The organism is Alkalibacillus silvisoli, assembly GCF_039521975.1.
GTDB lineage: Bacteria > Bacillota > Bacilli > Bacillales > Alkalibacillaceae > Alkalibacillus > Alkalibacillus silvisoli.
In genome coordinates, this window is the sequence record NZ_BAAACZ010000030.1 from 1 (window position 1) to 14731 (window position 14731).

Genomic DNA, 14731 nt, shown 5'->3' on the forward strand with positions numbered 1-14731 from the left:
TTAACTTAAATCAAGTGATAAAACGCGTCTTCGACTTTGGTTGATTCTTATCTAGTTTTGAAGGTATTGAAACCTTTTAAAAATGTTTAAAAGAGTTTAAGAAAAATGAATTAAAGCTCTTGCATTTTTACTCGAAGGTGAATATAATATAATTTGTTACAGCAAATAAGACATGTTTAACTAATTTTTGTCCGGTGGTTATGGCAGAGAGGTCACACCTGTTCCCATGCCGAACACAGCAGTTAAGCTCTCTAGCGCCGATGGTAGTTGGGGTTTTTCCCCTGCGAGAGTAGGACGCCGCCGGGCTAATTATTTCTCCTTCCTGGACAGTTTTAAATATTCCAGCGTAGCTCAGTGGTAGAGCAGTTGGCTGTTAACCAATTGGTCGCAGGTTCGAATCCTGCCGCTGGAGCCATTTTTCTGGAGAGCTGTCCGAGTGGTCGAAGGAGCACGATTGGAAATCGTGTAGGCCGCCAACGCGGTCTCGAGGGTTCGAATCCCTCGCTCTCCGCCATAGATCTTTATATACGGCCCATTGGTCAAGTGGTTAAGACACCGCCCTTTCACGGCGGTAACAGGGGTTCGAATCCCCTATGGGTCATTTCTCGGAGGATTAGCTCAGCTGGGAGAGCACTTGCCTTACAAGCAAGGGGTCGGTGGTTCGAGCCCGCCATCCTCCACCATTTCTAATAATGTCATTATTTTTAATCTGGGTTCTGAATTAAAAGAACTGCAGTCAATAGCGCGGGGTGGAGCAAACCCGCTACATTGAAAAACATCTTCGCAGGTTTGCGAGGAGCGTAGGCTTCAATGAAAATACTTGCAACGCGACGAGCAGTCGTACGAATTAAACTTATATAGTCTGGGTTCTAATTAAAAGAACCGCAGTCAATATCGCGGGGTGGAGCAGTCTGGTAGCTCGTCGGGCTCATAACCCGGAGGTCGTAGGTTCAAATCCTGCCCCCGCAACCAAATTATATTACCGTAACTACATTGAAATACTACTATGTAAGGTGATATCGGGAGCAACCTAGGTTGCAACCAATAATGGTCCGGTAGTTCAGTTGGTTAGAATGCCTGCCTGTCACGCAGGAGGTCGCGGGTTCGAGTCCCGTCCGGACCGCCACTTTTATAATTACATAGCGTGAATTTCACAATTTTATTTATTAATTATCTGGCTCGGTAGCTAAGCGTAAACATCAATGAACCACATCCGTGTAGCTTTGCGAGCAAGAAGACATCTAAGAAAAACAAAAGTCTGTGAGCACACAAATGCTTCATAAGTAAGCGTGAGTTCTACAATATTATTTACTGTTTATTTGGCTCGGTAGCTAAGCGTAAACATCAATGAACCACATCCGTGTAGCTTTGCGAGCAAGAAGACATCTAAGAAAAACAAAAGTCTGTGAGCACACAAATGCTTCATAAGTAAGCGTGAGTTCTACAATATTATTTACTGTTTATTTGGCTCGGTAGCTCAGTCGGTAGAGCAACGGACTGAAAATCCGTGTGTCGGCGGTTCGATTCCGTCCCGAGCCACCATGTGTTTGGAGGGGTAGCGAAGTTGGCCAAACGCGGCGGACTGTAAATCCGCTCCCTTTGGGTTCGGCGGTTCGAATCCGTCCCCCTCCACCATTTAAATAAATTAAAAACGTAGGGGTATAGTTTAATGGTAAAACGAAGGTCTCCAAAACCTTTGATGTGGGTTCGATTCCTACTACCCCTGCCATTTTTATATGGCGGTCGTGGCGAAGGGGTTAACGCACCGGATTGTGGCTCCGGCACTCGTGGGTTCGATTCCCACCGATCGCCCTTTTTTGGGCCATAGCCAAGCGGTAAGGCAACGGGTTTTGGTCTCGTGATTCCCAGGTTCGAATCCTGGTGGCCCAGCCATTATATGCGGAAGTAGTTCAGCGGTAGAACACCACCTTGCCAAGGTGGGGGTCGCGGGTTCGAATCCCGTCTTCCGCTCCAGTATCACATTATTTGTATGTCGATCATACTGTATACGGTGGCGGCATAGCCAAGTGGTAAGGCAGAGGTCTGCAAAACCTTTATCACCGGTTCAAATCCGGTTGCCGCCTCCAAAATTATAAGAATACATAATCCAAAGTTGGTAAACAAACTTTTTGTTTATCAACTTTTTTTGTTTTATTTGAAATATTATTTTAATAATTAAATGTACGATTGACACAAAAAATTAATAAGGTTATAATTATTATAAATTTTCAGTTAAATTAATTTACTTAATTATTTAAATATGAAAGCGTTTACTATAATACTAAGGAGATCGGGTAACTGATGGACTTATCTAATTTACTTACAGAACAAAGAAATGAAAAAAGTATGAACTTAGACCAACTAAATACTTATGATATTTTAAAAACGATTCACCGAGAAGATCAAAAGGTTGAAAAAGCAGTTGAGGAAGTACTGCCAGAAATAAATGAGGTCGTTGAGAATGTGTATAAACGCTTAGCGAGTGGCGGCCGTTTATTTTATGTAGGTGCTGGTACGAGTGGAAGGTTAGGTTTTTTAGATTCATCTGAATGTCCACCAACTTTTATGACGTCACCTGAAACGGTACAAACTTTAATGGCTGGTGGCATTGATGCTTTTTTTGAAGCTGTTGAAGGGTCAGAGGATCATGAAGAACAAGGTGAGAAAGATATCGCCCGGAAAAATATTACCGATTTAGATGTCGTACTTGGAATCACAGCAAGTGGGAGAACGCCTTATCCTATTGGTTCTTTAAAGTATGCACAATCAAAAGGGGCTTACACCGTTTCACTGACTTGTAATAAAAATTCAGTGATTAGTCATCACGCTAATGCAGCGATTGAAGTATTAGTTGGACCTGAAGTATTAACTGGATCAACTAGAATGAAAGCTGCAACTGCGCATAAAATGGTCTTAAATATGATTAGTACAACGACAATGGTGAAGCTAGGGAAGGTCTATGAAAATTTAATGGTAGATGTACAGGCAAGTAATTATAAATTAATGAATCGGGCAAGACGAATTATTATGGATCTTACAGACGTTTCTTATGATGAGGCAGACCGTGTATTAGCTGCAACAGATAATCAGGTTAAACCAGCACTCGTCATGCTTAAAAGCGGTGTTAATTATGAAGAGGCTAAAAAGGCGATTACAAAATCTGATGGTTATGTAAGAGAAGCGATCAATTATGCTGTTGGTAAAAGTGATGTTTGAAATCGCATTGGTAGATAACTATTAATGCGTTTCATATATTAAAAAGTAAAAAGGGGGAGGACACGTTGAACAATATGTTCAAAGGTCACTACTTATTAGTATTAATGTCAGTATTGTTTTTGATCTTTGCGGTTGGTTGTGCTCCAGATGAGGCACCAATTGATGATGGTGAAGGCGAACCATCGGAAGAAGAGGAAACAACTGACGAAGATGAAACAGGGGATGCAGATGCTACTGATGGTGAAGTTAGTGGCGAGTTAGAAATTCAATACTTTGTTGGAGGATATGGAGATTCATGGTGGAAAGAAGTAATTGAAGACTTTGAAGCTCAATATCCAGATGTAGAAGTTGTTGAACATGCAGGGGCAAATATTAATGAAGAAATGAGAACGCGCTGGGTTTCTGAGGATCCACCTGATGTTGTTTACATCGATGGAGCAGGTTCAAGTGAAACTCAAATGGTAGAAGATGGCCAGTTAATGAATTTAACTGAGTGGGCAGAGGATATCGAATTAGAAGACGGTTCACCTTTAGTGGACAGCTTTATTGCTGAGCCATCAACATACGATGGTGAGTTATATAGCTTACCATTAGTATTCGATGCATGGGGTACTTGGTATGATATGGCTCGATTTGATGAGCATGGGTATGAAGTACCTAGTGATTTTGAAGGCTTTATGAGCACAATGGGTGACATTCAAGATAATGAAGATATTGAGCCTTTTGTTACAACAGGTCAACACCCTTATTATTTCTCTAGAGGTATGTTATATCCAGCCTTTGGTGCTTACGGTGGAAATGAGCTTTTAGCTGATATTATTCAAGGTGAAGAAGGCGCTTGGGAAACGGGTGAAGCTGTAGAAATTATGGAAAACGTTGAGCGTATGGTGGATGCTGGTTATGTTGATTCAGGTTTAGGTGCATTAAACCATACACAATCACAAATGAACTTCTTATTACATGATAATGCCTTTATTCCAGTCGGTTTCTGGTTACCAAATGAAATGGAAGGTGACACACCAGAAGACTTACAATATGGTTTTATTCCATCACCAATGAATCCTGAAGGCGAACCTATGGCAATCGTACCTGACTTAAGGCCTTTAGCAATTGCTGAGGAAGCTTCTAATCCTGAAGCAGCAAAAGCATTTGTTGAGTTCGTGTTCACTCGTGAATATGCTGAGTTATTCTCAGAGCATACGGGTGCAATTATGAACTTAGAAGATGTTGATTTATCGAATAACCCAGATGTACCTGAATATTTAATTGAGGCAAATGAAATGATTAATGATCCAGAACAAGTTCAAATCTACTATATGCCTCACCCAATGAGTGCAGACTTAGAAACACCATTAAGTGACTCACTAGTGTCATTACTACTAGGAAATATTACAGCTGAAGAGTTTATTGAAGAGGCTGAGGAGGCAGCTGCGGGTTACCGCGGTGAATAAAAGTAGCTGTATGGAATGTAGCGCAGTCTACATTCCATACATTTTTATCAAACTTTTAATAAAAGTGCCATTTATATTTTCGCCATTAGTTAAATCATTCTCATAATGAGCTAGTTTTTTAATACATATAAATAAGCCTTTTCCTTTAGGACAAATAACCTGACATACGAAAGAGTGATTGTATGGTACAGAGTAAAAAACAGAAATATTTATTTTTAGCGTTTTGTTTAATTCCAACCTTTATTATGTTTAGCATTTTTACATTATATCCTTTGTTTAGTGGACTTTATTATTCATTTTTTGAATGGTCGGGGGCTTCTCAAACTAGAGAATTTGTCGGCTTTGATAATTATACTAGACTTTTCAACGATGACATTATTCCTGCTACAATTTGGCATGATTACTTTTTAGTTATTACCAAAGTAGTTGGGATCATGATTATGGCATTATTTATTGCAGTTGCACTAACCCAGCTTAAGATTAAAGAAGCACCATTTTATCGTATAATATTCTTCTTCCCGAATATTATGTCAGTTGTTGTAATTGGTATTCTTTGGACATTTATCTATAATCCGAATCTAGGTTTAGTAAACTCAGGATTAGAGATGATTGGTTTGGAAGAGTGGACTAGGCCTTGGCTTGGTAGTGAAAGGTGGGCTTTACCGAGTTTGGTATTGCCATCAATTTGGGCTGGTATTGGTCTGTTTATGCTGTTACTAATGGGTGGTATAGCGAATATATCGAAAAGTAACTATGAAGCCGCTCGTATTGATGGGGCAAATGAGTGGCAACAGTTTTGGCATGTCACTTTACCACTTATTTGGCCGCAAATTAAGATTTCAATTTTATATATTGTTATTACAACATTGAACGGTTCATTTATCATTGTTCAAGTAATGACTGGTGGTGGGCCGAACAATTCGACACACGTCATGGGTTCATATTTATACCAGCAAGCATTCAATCAGTATAACTTCGGCTATGGTGCAACAATTGGTGTTATGATTCTAGTTATTTCACTGATTACAATTATCATTCTACAATTCTTATTAAAAAGAGAAAAAGTTGAATACTAAAGGGGGGAGTCGCAATGAGAAGAACATTTGGTGAAATGCTGGTTAGGTCAGGAATTAGATTGCCTTTAATATTATGGTCTTTAGCTGTTTTATATCCGATTTTTTGGATGTTTTTAGGATCGTTTAAAACAAATGCTGAAATATATGCTAATCCGTGGGGAATTCCTGAACAGTTTAACTTTGATAACTTCATAACAGCATGGACAGATTATAATATTGATACAAGTGTATTTAATAGTTTAATAGTAACAGGTATTGGCGCGTTATTATGCCTTGTTCTTGCGATTCCTACTGCATACGCACTTGAGCGGATCCGTTTTAAAGGAAGTCAAATGTTATTTACGTTATACATTTCAGCGATGATGATCCCAATGGTGTTAGGTTGGATTCCATTATTCTTCTTATTAGCTCAGTTTAATATGTTAGATAATATTTTTGGTTTAGCTATTGTTTATGCAATCTCGCAATTGCCTTTTACGATATTCGTGTTAACGAGCTTTATGGGGACAATTCCTAAATCATTAGAAGAGTCTGCTGCAATAGATGGTATGTCTCCATATGGCGTACTCTGGAAAATTGTCACGCCTTTAACCATGTCAGGGATTATAACGGTTACGATCATGAATGCGATACAATTTTGGAATGAGTACTTCATGGCATTAATTTTCTTGCAGTCTAGTGAAAACTATACATTAGCACTAGCAATCGACTTTATTAGTAATGAAGCACAATATACGAATGCTTGGGGCGTATTATTTGCCAGCTTAGTGTTCGCGATTGTACCGGTGATCATCTTATATGCTATCTTTCAGCGTCGTATTACGAAAGGGATGGCAGAAGGTGCGATTAAAGGTTAAAATAATTAGTCTTAAAATCCTCTGTGTAAGCAGAGGATTTTTTGATACACTTAAGATAGAATAATAGAAAGTGCTTGTTTTTTATTTTTATATCATCTATACTGTAATCAAACATCAACATATAGATGTTTGTTTTAATTTCAAAACTATATATAGTGTTATAGCTTGTGTTGATGCCTTTAAAAGGCTTAAAAGGGAATTTGGTGAGAAACCAATACTGCCCCCGCAACTGTAAACGTGACGAAATGGAAAACCACTTTATAAGGTTAGTGTTTGCTACTTATAAGGGAAGGTCCAGATTAGGAAGAAGCGTAAGTCAGGAGACCTGTCTACATGAGCCGAGTTACATTTTCTTCGGGGTGATAAGAGAATGAAGCGACTTGTCATACATATTGGCCTAAATACCAGCCAAAGTATACTCTTGCTGTCGTTTTATTCGCTTCCCCCCCCGTGGAGGCGATTTTTTATTTTTAGGAGGATTATATGACGACATTAACTAAACATGAAACACGGGTTATGAATGGGGAGGTAAAAGAAGCTTTCTCTGAAAAACGACTAAATTTATTTATTAAACAAGTAACAGAAGGATATGAACACTTAAAACTAATATCCTATGAAGACAAAGTCTTAAAAGCTCTTCAAAGTAAAGATGAAGTAACCCCTGAACAAATTACAAATGAATTATTGTTGCGTGGACTAGAAAACATTAGCCCACAGGAGCCAGATTGGACGTATGTCTGTGCCAATATTTACTTGAGGAAGCTTTATCAAAACGCGGCTATTAACCGCGGGTATAATGCGAAAAATAAATACGGTTCATTTATCGAATTACAGCAAGTTTTATCAAATAAAAATATTTACAGTGATCAAATTTTAAAACATTACACAAAAAGTGAAATTGAACAGGTAGCTTCTAAAATTAGTTCTGAACGTGACCATTTCTTTACTTATATTGGTTTAAGAACGTTAGCCGATCGTTATTTAGCCAAAGATCATAACGGTCACACTTATGAACTACCGCAAGAACGTTTCCTAACAATCGCCATGACACTAATGATTAATGAGCCTAAGAATAAACGCCTCGAATTAGTAGAAGAAGCTTACTGGGCATTAAGTAACCTTTACATGACTGTTGCAACACCAACTTTATCAAATGCCGGGAAGTCTTATGGCCAGTTATCAAGCTGTTTTATCGACACGGTCGACGATAGTTTACAAGGTATTTATGATTCGAATACAGATATCGCTAATTTGTCGAAAAATGGTGGCGGAATTGGGGTTTATTTAGGGAAAATTCGCTCTCACGGAAGTTCCATTAAAGGGTTTAAAGGTGTATCGAGCGGTGTCATGCCATGGATGAAGCAGCTTAATAATACAGCTGTTAGTGTCGATCAACTTGGCCAAAGACAAGGTGCGATTGCGGTTTATTTAGATGTGTGGCATCAAGATATTTATAAATTTTTAGATGCGAAATTAAATAATGGTGATGAGCGTCAACGTACACATGATTTATTCACAGGTGTGTCACTTCCAGATTTATTCATGGAAAAAGTAGATGCACGTGATGACTGGTATTTATTTGACCCGCATGAAGTACGAGAAGTAATGGGCTTTAGTTTAGAAGACTATTACGATGAAAAGCGAGGCTCAGGGTCATTTAGAGAGAAGTATGAGGCATGTGTGAATCATCCTGATCTATCGAAAGAGAAAGTTCCAGCAATTGATCTTATGAAGCGGGTTATGGTTAGTCAATTAGAGACTGGAACACCTTATATGTTTTATCGTGATGAAGCGAATCGTCAAAACCCGAACTCTCACCAAGGGATGATTTATTGCTCGAATCTTTGTACTGAAATTATGCAAAACCAAAGTGCGACGACAGTAGAAGAGCAGTATACAGAAGATGGTAAAATTGTCGTCACGAAAGCCCCTGGTGATTTCGTCGTTTGTAATCTTTCGAGTATTAATTTAGGGAAAGCTGTCTTTGATAATGTGCTAGAACGTTTAATCCCGATTCAAGTTAGAATGCTGGATAATGTAATTGATCTGAATACAATTCCAGTCCTGCAAGCGCAATTAACAAATCAAAAATATCGCGCAGTTGGATTGGGCACATTTGGTTATCACCATTTACTCGCACTTAAAGAGATTGTATGGGAGTCAGATGAAGCGGTTGAATTTGCGGACGAGCTGTATGAAAAAGTGGCTTATTTAACAATCAAATCGAGTATGGAACTAGCCAAAGAAAAAAGTCCTTATCCATTATTTAAAGGCTCAAAGTGGCATGACGGTAGTTATTTCGATGATAAAGGCTATCAAGGTGAGGCGTGGGATGAACTGAGGCAAGACGTACACACGCATGGACTGAGAAATGGGTACTTAATGGCTGTAGCACCAAACTCAAGTACGAGCATTATTGCAGGTAGCACTGCCAGTATCGACCCGATTTTCAAAAAGTTTTACTCAGAAGAAAAGAAAGATTACAAGATTCCAGTAACGGCACCTGATTTAAGTCCAAAGACATTCTGGTATTATAAGTCAGCTTATGACATTGATCATACATGGACAATTAAACAAAATGCAAAACGCCAGAAACATATCGACCAATCAATCTCGTTTAACTTTTATGTAAGAAACACGATTAAAGCGAAAGAATTACTGGATTTACATCTATCAGCCTGGAAGTCAGGATTTAAGACCACTTATTATACAAGGTCAACATCATCAGATATAGAAGATTGTGAAAGCTGTGAGTCATAAGGAGGAATCGTATGAGTCAAACAATACATGAAAGAAAACTATATGACATTCATGCACCAAATGCATCAACAGGGATTATTAATGGCGAAAGTTCAAACGTTTTAAACTGGGATGATGTCAGGTTTAAATGGGCTTATCCGATGTATAAAAATATGCTAGCGAACTTCTGGACACCATTTGAAATAAACATGTCAAGTGATCAAAAGCAGTGGGCAGAGCTAACTGATGCTGAACGCGAATCATTTAAGAAAATTATTGGACTACTGGCCTTTTTAGATTCAGTACAAACCGATTATTCAGCAAAAGTAGCAGATTATTTAACCGACTCAAGCTTAGCAGCACTAATGCAAGTGTTATCATTCCAAGAAGTCGTTCATAATCAGTCTTACTCCTATGTCTTATCCTCACTCGTTGAAAAGGGGGAGCAAGATGAGATCTTCGAGTATTGGAAGCATGATGAGGTGTTAATAGAACGAAATCAATTTATTGCTGATGGTTATGATCGCTTCGTCGAAGAAAAATCACCACAAGCCTTTATTGAATCCGTTGTGTATGATGTTGTGTTAGAAGGTCTGTTTTTCTATGCAGGCTTTGCGTTTTTCTACAACTTAGCCCGTAATCAAAAGATGGTCTCAACAAGTACGATGATCAATTATATTAACCGTGATGAGCTGTTACATGTTAATTTATTCGCGCATATTTTTAAAGAAACATTAAATGAAAACCCTGAACTTAATACAGAAGAAAATCTTCAGTTTGTGACAGAGACATTTAGAGAAGCAACAGAACTAGAAGTGAAGTGGGGCGAACATATTATAGGTAATAAAATTGATGGGATTAACATGGAAGAATTAGAACAATACATCCAACACACAGCAAACAAACGTTGTAAATTAATGGGCGCACCAACTCCATTCCCTGAAGTGACAGAAAACCCACTCAAATGGATTAAAGCTTACAAAGAAGTCGATGAAGGTAAATCAGATTTCTTCGAGCAAAAATCAAGACAGTATACGAAAGTGTCAGATGATAATGGATTTGATGAATTATAAAATGAGCAAAAACCAAGAGCACCTTTAAATAGGTGCTCTTACCTTTTTACATCATAAACGCAACAAATGCTATGACCGGGAAAGCAGCAGAAAGCATCATCGCCGTTTTTTGAGTCGTTTGGAAATAAGCAGTTGTCTCTTTGTCGATATTTGGATGTTGAAGGATCTCCCTACTTGAGAATAGTCTAATGAGTCCAACGATAAAGACCAATAGAGCGACAGCAAGCGGTATAATTGCACCTTGAGAACCATCGCCTTCTTCTAAATGCATAAAGCCTACGATGATTAAAATAATTGGGATAATTTCGATCACCGCAACCTTAACCATAAACCGGGTCGTTAATTTTTGTGTAAAATCTCTAGTCACTTCCCCCTGGTTTAGTTGATTTTCTAGTTGATTCATAGATTGACCAAAAGCGATAACAATACCCACCACCACAATGATAGTAGCTATGGCAAAAAACCAAACTGGATCCATTAATCATTTCTCCCTTTCTTATGTATTTTATCCTATAATATATATTAACGAATCATTGACAAAATACGTTTCAAATACTAAGATAAAATATGTTCATTATTATGCCGGTGTGGCGGAATTGGCAGACGCGCACGACTCAAAATCGTGTTCCTTCTGGAGTGTCGGTTCGAACCCGACCACCGGTATTTTTAGGTTAATTTTAGTTAAGGTTAGAAATTCATTAATTACTCACAAATGTTGATGTATTAGCATTTGTGAGTGTTTTTTTATCTTAGACAATACGTTAGAAAACGTTAGAAAATAATTTTTTTCTACACATTTTCTACACATTTATGAGTGACATGTTTTCAAATATCTTTGTTGTATTATTTTCATCTTCTTCTCTTAATTCTTTAATAACATGTGAATAATCTCTATAAGTAGTATCAATATCACCATGTCCTAGACGTTCGCTAACATATAAAATAGATACTCGCTTATACAATAAGACACTTGCGTGAGTATGTCTCAGTCCATGAACTGTTATAGGTTTTTTGATACCTAAGTCCTTTAAAACGTTTTTTAGAAGTTTGTTAGCATTATTGTTACTAATAACACTATACTTTGACGATTGGCTAAAGAAAACAAGTTGATGGATATTAGTAGGTGTTTCACCGAACAGCTTTTCAAATACATTCATGGTTTTTGGATCTATTTTTATTTTTCTAATGGACTGAACATTTTTTGTAGTTCCAAAACCTTCATGCATTTTGTTTAAATATCCCCAAGTTTTATCAACGTTTATAGTATTGTTTTGAAAATCAAAATCTTTACGAGTAAGTCCAACTAACTCACCATAACGCAAACCAGAACTTAGACCTAGTAACAACAGATAATATCCTAGTCCTCGATCTAATCGGTTACGAAGTTCCTTTAGCAACATTTCACTTTCTTCAAATCCTAGGTGTTTTTCATTAGAAGGTTTTGCTTGTACGTTTCCTGTGACTTTAGCTTTACGTGTAAAATCAACGTTAATAATGCTTTCATCAATTGCTTCATGTACACACCCTCGAATATGTGCATTTACTTTTTCAACTGTTTCTTTTGCATGATCAGAGCCATACCAATTTAAAAACTCTTGATATTCCTTTTTACGAATATCTTGAATAGGTTTATCATTAAAATAATTTTTAATGATTTTTAAAGTGTATTCATAATGTGTACGTGTACTATTAGCAATATCAGACTTAAAAACTTTATACCATTCCTCAAAATACTCATAAAGAGGGATCGGTTTTAAGTTGGGTACTATACCTTTTCTTAAATTAGTTTCAACATCAGCAGCTGCAACCCTAGCCTCTTTTTTTGTTGCAAAACCACCTTCTCTAATCGGTTTATATTTACCGTTCACCATACGACTAACAGTGTATTGCCAGGTCTTACCTCGCTTTTGAAAACTCGCCATGTTTACACCTCCTTCCTTAACCTTATTTAAGCATACATTTTTTGTTTTTTGGTAGCATTTCTATAGATCTTTTCTACTCGTTCTCTTGCAATCTCTGCTGGTACATTAAAGTCCTCTGCTAGCGTCCAATGAATTTGATCATCTTTTAGTTTGTATTGGGTTAACATGTGAAATGGAATAGCAGCATAGATCGTAAAGTGTTTTGCATCACGTTCCTGTAATTCTCTGAATGCTTCAGGCATCATCACTTGATTACCAGTGTGCCTAAAGATGTGGCATAACTCATGGAAGAACGCTTCACGTTGTTTGTGTGTCGGTAAATCATAACTAACATTAATTAATTTCAGATCATCTTCTTCAAAAGAATAAGTAAACGGTTGGTCCATAGTTAAGTAGATACCTAACTTACAGCTAATATCGCTTATATAAAGGTCGTCAGGATATAATAATCCATTCTTCCTATAAAATCGACTTACCCAGTTTTCTAGAGTAGTAGGTTGGTACGTTAATTTTGTCATAAATTATCACCTCAAGTGACATTATAAGAACAAACGTTCCTAATTTCAACACTAAAAAAGGTATAGTCATTATTTGACTACACCTTTTAGTTTACTTTTTTGTTCTTTCCATGGTATTACTTTGCTATTTAACCAATCAATACTATGTGTTTTGACTTTGAAATCATCAGCTTGTTTCATGGCTTCATTAGAGAAACGAGAAGAAGTAATAAATCTTGCAAGTAAGCAATTATGGTTTCTCTTAGCTGAACTTAGTTCTCTTAGTTCTCTTACAGTAATTTCATTACCAGACCTTATGTAATGTTTAATTTGAACAGCTTCATATGTTTGATGGTGTCGGTTATAGATTAATAAATCAACCCCACCATCAGCACCTTCTGATGTTTCTTGTGGCTTGTAACCTTTGTCTTTGAAATATAAATAACACAAACGTTCAAATTCTCTCCACGATAACTTCTCCAAAGGGAGTTTTAGTATCTCATCATCATTTAACATCCTATTGTGTGGTACGTCATTACCTTTGTTTTTTTGTATATTTTTTTCTTGCTTATATGTTGAAGTATTCTGATGGGTAGACTTGCCCTTATTTGTCTTTTTGTTTGACGTTTTAGGAATAAGAACACTAACAACTATTGGTACAAAAATAACCAATCCCAACGATATAAAGGGATTATCAATATTTTGTAAAGGTCCCATAAATACAAGATAAGCCATAATTAATGCTGTTAGTCCTGGTAGTATTGCTAACATTGTTACACTCCTAATACTTATTATTATGCTTCCATTTCACATATTCAATATGTTCTTTTATGTCCTCAATCTGTTCTTTTGAAAGACCTTCTAAATCAAAAAAGTGTAAGTTATTATCTTCTAATGGTCTTGGTGATCTACCTCGAATTAAATACTCGACTGATACTTCATATAAATCAGCTAATTTTACTAAGGTTTTATAATCAGGGGTTCTATCACCTTTTTCATAACTAGATAAGGTATTGTTTTTAACTCCTATTTTTTCGGCTACACTATTTTGTTTAAGTTCTTTTTGCTCACGACATAATCGCAATCTTTCATGTAACTCCATAGTTACACCTCCAACTTTATAGTATCATTTTTCGCATTTCGAGAAATATATTTTCTCAAATCGTGAATAAAATTGTTGACATTCACAAAACGTGAATGTAGAATGAACTCATATTCACGAATTGAGAACTAATTGAGAGGGGGAAAGGGATTGGAATTCAACTTCGGTGCTAAGGTCAAGGAAATTAGAATAGAAAAAGGTTTAAAACAAAGCTATGTCAGTTCAGAGATTGGCTATAAATCACCTTCAATGTTAAGTGAAATAGAATCAGGAAAAAAAAGCCTAGATGTAAGCAAAATACCAAGATTAGCAGAAGTGTTAGACGTAAATATAGAACAGCTTTTTTTTGACAAGAATGTTCACAATTCGAGAACTATTGAGTGTGATGAGAAGTAAACTTTCATTTTATATTATTTTTTGACTTTCTTTTGTCGAATTTTGGAAAGGGGTGTAATTTCGTGCAACAACAATTAAATGTAAATCTTAATATTCCTGTACCAGAAGGAACAGTGTTAATTAAAAAAGTCGAGCTTGAAGAATTAAAGCGTAATGAGCTTACTGGAGTTTATTGGACAATGAAAGACTTAGAAAATCGGGTTAATCGGAAACAAGAGTGGATCAAAGAGAACATACTGTACCGACAAAAGTTTAAAAAATTATTAGATGTAGAAAACGGTGGGTTTGTTTATTACCCACAAAAAAGAGGTCAAACATGGTCTTTTCATGCAATTAAGATGGCGGATTTCTTAGATCGCCACTTTCAAGAGATCTTTAATCAATACTAGGAGGGTTTTATTT

General features: G+C 36.9%; 13 protein-coding genes, 14 tRNA genes, 1 rRNA gene and 1 riboswitch. Of the genes, 23 read left to right on the forward strand and 5 right to left on the reverse strand.

The genetic code is table 11. The annotated features are described in order from the left end of the window. Positions 1 to 190 precede the first annotated feature (190 nt). The 20 genes from rrf to ABDZ63_RS15075 all read left to right on the forward strand — a co-directional run bounded on the left by rrf (position 191) and on the right by ABDZ63_RS15075 (position 10412). Positions 191 to 306 (forward strand): 5S ribosomal RNA (gene rrf / locus ABDZ63_RS14980). Positions 307 to 340: 34 nt separating this feature from the next. Beyond that, positions 341 to 415 (forward strand) — tRNA-Asn (locus tag ABDZ63_RS14985). Positions 416 to 422: 7 nt separating this feature from the next. Continuing rightward, positions 423 to 514 (forward strand) — tRNA-Ser (locus tag ABDZ63_RS14990). A gap of 15 nt (positions 515 to 529) precedes the next feature. After that, a tRNA-Glu gene (locus tag ABDZ63_RS14995) sits at positions 530 to 601 on the forward strand. Between the two features lie 6 nt (positions 602 to 607). After that, positions 608 to 683: transfer RNA gene (locus tag ABDZ63_RS15000), tRNA-Val, on the forward strand. A gap of 212 nt (positions 684 to 895) precedes the next feature. Then, a tRNA-Met gene (locus ABDZ63_RS15005) sits at positions 896 to 972 on the forward strand. A gap of 77 nt (positions 973 to 1049) precedes the next feature. Beyond that, a tRNA-Asp gene (locus ABDZ63_RS15010) sits at positions 1050 to 1126 on the forward strand. 340 nt (positions 1127 to 1466) lie between these two features. Next, positions 1467 to 1542: transfer RNA gene (locus ABDZ63_RS15015), tRNA-Phe, on the forward strand. A 7-nt stretch (positions 1543 to 1549) separates the two neighbouring features. Next, positions 1550 to 1635, forward strand: a tRNA-Tyr gene (locus ABDZ63_RS15020). Between the two features lie 20 nt (positions 1636 to 1655). Further along, positions 1656 to 1729, forward strand: a tRNA-Trp gene (locus tag ABDZ63_RS15025). 10 nt (positions 1730 to 1739) lie between these two features. Then, positions 1740 to 1812: transfer RNA gene (locus ABDZ63_RS15030), tRNA-His, on the forward strand. A 6-nt stretch (positions 1813 to 1818) separates the two neighbouring features. Beyond that, a tRNA-Gln gene (locus tag ABDZ63_RS15035) sits at positions 1819 to 1893 on the forward strand. A gap of 6 nt (positions 1894 to 1899) precedes the next feature. Further along, positions 1900 to 1974 (forward strand) — tRNA-Gly (locus ABDZ63_RS15040). A gap of 39 nt (positions 1975 to 2013) precedes the next feature. Next, a tRNA-Cys gene (locus tag ABDZ63_RS15045) sits at positions 2014 to 2087 on the forward strand. 214 nt (positions 2088 to 2301) lie between these two features. After that, the gene (gene murQ, locus ABDZ63_RS15050) at positions 2302 to 3216 is read left to right on the forward strand and encodes an N-acetylmuramic acid 6-phosphate etherase (protein WP_343784910.1); all 915 of its coding nucleotides are present in this window, start codon (positions 2302 to 2304) and stop codon (positions 3214 to 3216) included. Positions 3217 to 3290: 74 nt separating this feature from the next. After that, the gene (locus tag ABDZ63_RS15055) at positions 3291 to 4667 is read left to right on the forward strand and encodes an ABC transporter substrate-binding protein (RefSeq protein ID WP_343785025.1); all 1377 of its coding nucleotides are present in this window, start codon (positions 3291 to 3293) and stop codon (positions 4665 to 4667) included. A 182-nt stretch (positions 4668 to 4849) separates the two neighbouring features. Beyond that, the gene (locus ABDZ63_RS15060; RefSeq protein ID WP_343784912.1) at positions 4850 to 5743 is read left to right on the forward strand and encodes a carbohydrate ABC transporter permease; all 894 of its coding nucleotides are present in this window, start codon (positions 4850 to 4852) and stop codon (positions 5741 to 5743) included. A gap of 14 nt (positions 5744 to 5757) precedes the next feature. Beyond that, on the forward strand, positions 5758 to 6600 hold the full coding sequence (locus ABDZ63_RS15065) for a carbohydrate ABC transporter permease (RefSeq protein WP_343784914.1): 843 nt from the start codon (positions 5758 to 5760) through the stop codon (positions 6598 to 6600). Between the two features lie 154 nt (positions 6601 to 6754). Then, a riboswitch (cobalamin riboswitch) is annotated at positions 6755 to 6947 on the forward strand. Positions 6948 to 7083: 136 nt separating this feature from the next. Beyond that, positions 7084 to 9360: a ribonucleoside-diphosphate reductase subunit alpha gene (locus ABDZ63_RS15070; protein ID WP_343784916.1), complete on the forward strand. Its 2277-nt coding sequence runs from the start codon at positions 7084 to 7086 to the stop codon at positions 9358 to 9360. 11 nt (positions 9361 to 9371) lie between these two features. Then, complete coding sequence (locus ABDZ63_RS15075; RefSeq protein WP_343784918.1) at positions 9372 to 10412, forward strand: ribonucleotide-diphosphate reductase subunit beta; 1041 nt, start codon at positions 9372 to 9374, stop codon at positions 10410 to 10412. A gap of 46 nt (positions 10413 to 10458) precedes the next feature. On the opposite strand, the gene ABDZ63_RS15080 is transcribed toward ABDZ63_RS15075, so the two are convergent. Next, a complete protein-coding gene (locus ABDZ63_RS15080; RefSeq protein ID WP_343784919.1) occupies positions 10459 to 10890 on the reverse strand; it encodes a hypothetical protein in 432 nt (143 codons plus the stop codon). Between the two features lie 103 nt (positions 10891 to 10993). Between ABDZ63_RS15080 and ABDZ63_RS15085 the strand changes: the two genes are divergently transcribed. Continuing rightward, positions 10994 to 11075: transfer RNA gene (locus tag ABDZ63_RS15085), tRNA-Leu, on the forward strand. Positions 11076 to 11212: 137 nt separating this feature from the next. Here the strand turns inward: ABDZ63_RS15085 and ABDZ63_RS15090 are convergent. From ABDZ63_RS15090 to ABDZ63_RS15105, 4 genes are all read right to left on the reverse strand, one after another. Further along, positions 11213 to 12334 (reverse strand): tyrosine-type recombinase/integrase, encoded by a 1122-nt coding sequence (locus tag ABDZ63_RS15090; protein ID WP_343784921.1) that lies wholly within the window; start codon positions 12332 to 12334, stop codon positions 11213 to 11215. Between the two features lie 26 nt (positions 12335 to 12360). After that, positions 12361 to 12852 (reverse strand): ImmA/IrrE family metallo-endopeptidase, encoded by a 492-nt coding sequence (locus ABDZ63_RS15095; protein WP_343784923.1) that lies wholly within the window; start codon positions 12850 to 12852, stop codon positions 12361 to 12363. 69 nt (positions 12853 to 12921) lie between these two features. Beyond that, entirely contained in the window at positions 12922 to 13602 is a 681-nt protein-coding gene (locus ABDZ63_RS15100) for a restriction endonuclease (RefSeq protein ID WP_343784925.1), read from the reverse strand. A gap of 10 nt (positions 13603 to 13612) precedes the next feature. Continuing rightward, on the reverse strand, positions 13613 to 13933 hold the full coding sequence (locus ABDZ63_RS15105) for a helix-turn-helix domain-containing protein (protein WP_343784927.1): 321 nt from the start codon (positions 13931 to 13933) through the stop codon (positions 13613 to 13615). A 150-nt stretch (positions 13934 to 14083) separates the two neighbouring features. Between ABDZ63_RS15105 and ABDZ63_RS15110 the strand changes: the two genes are divergently transcribed. Both ABDZ63_RS15110 and ABDZ63_RS15115 read left to right on the forward strand, forming a co-directional pair. Then, entirely contained in the window at positions 14084 to 14329 is a 246-nt protein-coding gene (locus ABDZ63_RS15110) for a helix-turn-helix domain-containing protein (RefSeq protein WP_343784929.1), read from the forward strand. Between the two features lie 62 nt (positions 14330 to 14391). Next, positions 14392 to 14718 carry a DUF771 domain-containing protein gene (locus ABDZ63_RS15115; RefSeq protein ID WP_343784931.1) on the forward strand — a complete coding sequence of 109 codons (327 nt, stop codon included), beginning with the start codon at positions 14392 to 14394 and terminating at the stop codon, positions 14716 to 14718. The last annotated feature ends 13 nt before the right edge of the window (positions 14719 to 14731 follow it).

What these genes read in the sequence shown, in the direction of transcription:
- murQ (WP_343784910.1), top strand. Translation starts at nt 2,302, where the DNA reads ATGGACTTATCTAATTTACTTACAGAACAAAGAAATGAAAAAAGTATG.
- ABDZ63_RS15055 (WP_343785025.1), top strand. Translation starts at nt 3,291, where the DNA reads ATGTTCAAAGGTCACTACTTATTAGTATTAATGTCAGTATTGTTTTTG.
- ABDZ63_RS15060 (WP_343784912.1), top strand. Translation starts at nt 4,850, where the DNA reads ATGGTACAGAGTAAAAAACAGAAATATTTATTTTTAGCGTTTTGTTTA.
- ABDZ63_RS15065 (WP_343784914.1), top strand. Translation starts at nt 5,758, where the DNA reads ATGAGAAGAACATTTGGTGAAATGCTGGTTAGGTCAGGAATTAGATTG.
- ABDZ63_RS15070 (WP_343784916.1), top strand. Translation starts at nt 7,084, where the DNA reads ATGACGACATTAACTAAACATGAAACACGGGTTATGAATGGGGAGGTA.
- ABDZ63_RS15075 (WP_343784918.1), top strand. Translation starts at nt 9,372, where the DNA reads ATGAGTCAAACAATACATGAAAGAAAACTATATGACATTCATGCACCA.
- ABDZ63_RS15080 (WP_343784919.1), bottom strand. Translation starts at nt 10,890, where the DNA reads ATGGATCCAGTTTGGTTTTTTGCCATAGCTACTATCATTGTGGTGGTG.
- ABDZ63_RS15090 (WP_343784921.1), bottom strand. Translation starts at nt 12,334, where the DNA reads ATGGCGAGTTTTCAAAAGCGAGGTAAGACCTGGCAATACACTGTTAGT.
- ABDZ63_RS15095 (WP_343784923.1), bottom strand. Translation starts at nt 12,852, where the DNA reads ATGACAAAATTAACGTACCAACCTACTACTCTAGAAAACTGGGTAAGT.
- ABDZ63_RS15100 (WP_343784925.1), bottom strand. Translation starts at nt 13,602, where the DNA reads ATGTTAGCAATACTACCAGGACTAACAGCATTAATTATGGCTTATCTT.
- ABDZ63_RS15105 (WP_343784927.1), bottom strand. Translation starts at nt 13,933, where the DNA reads ATGGAGTTACATGAAAGATTGCGATTATGTCGTGAGCAAAAAGAACTT.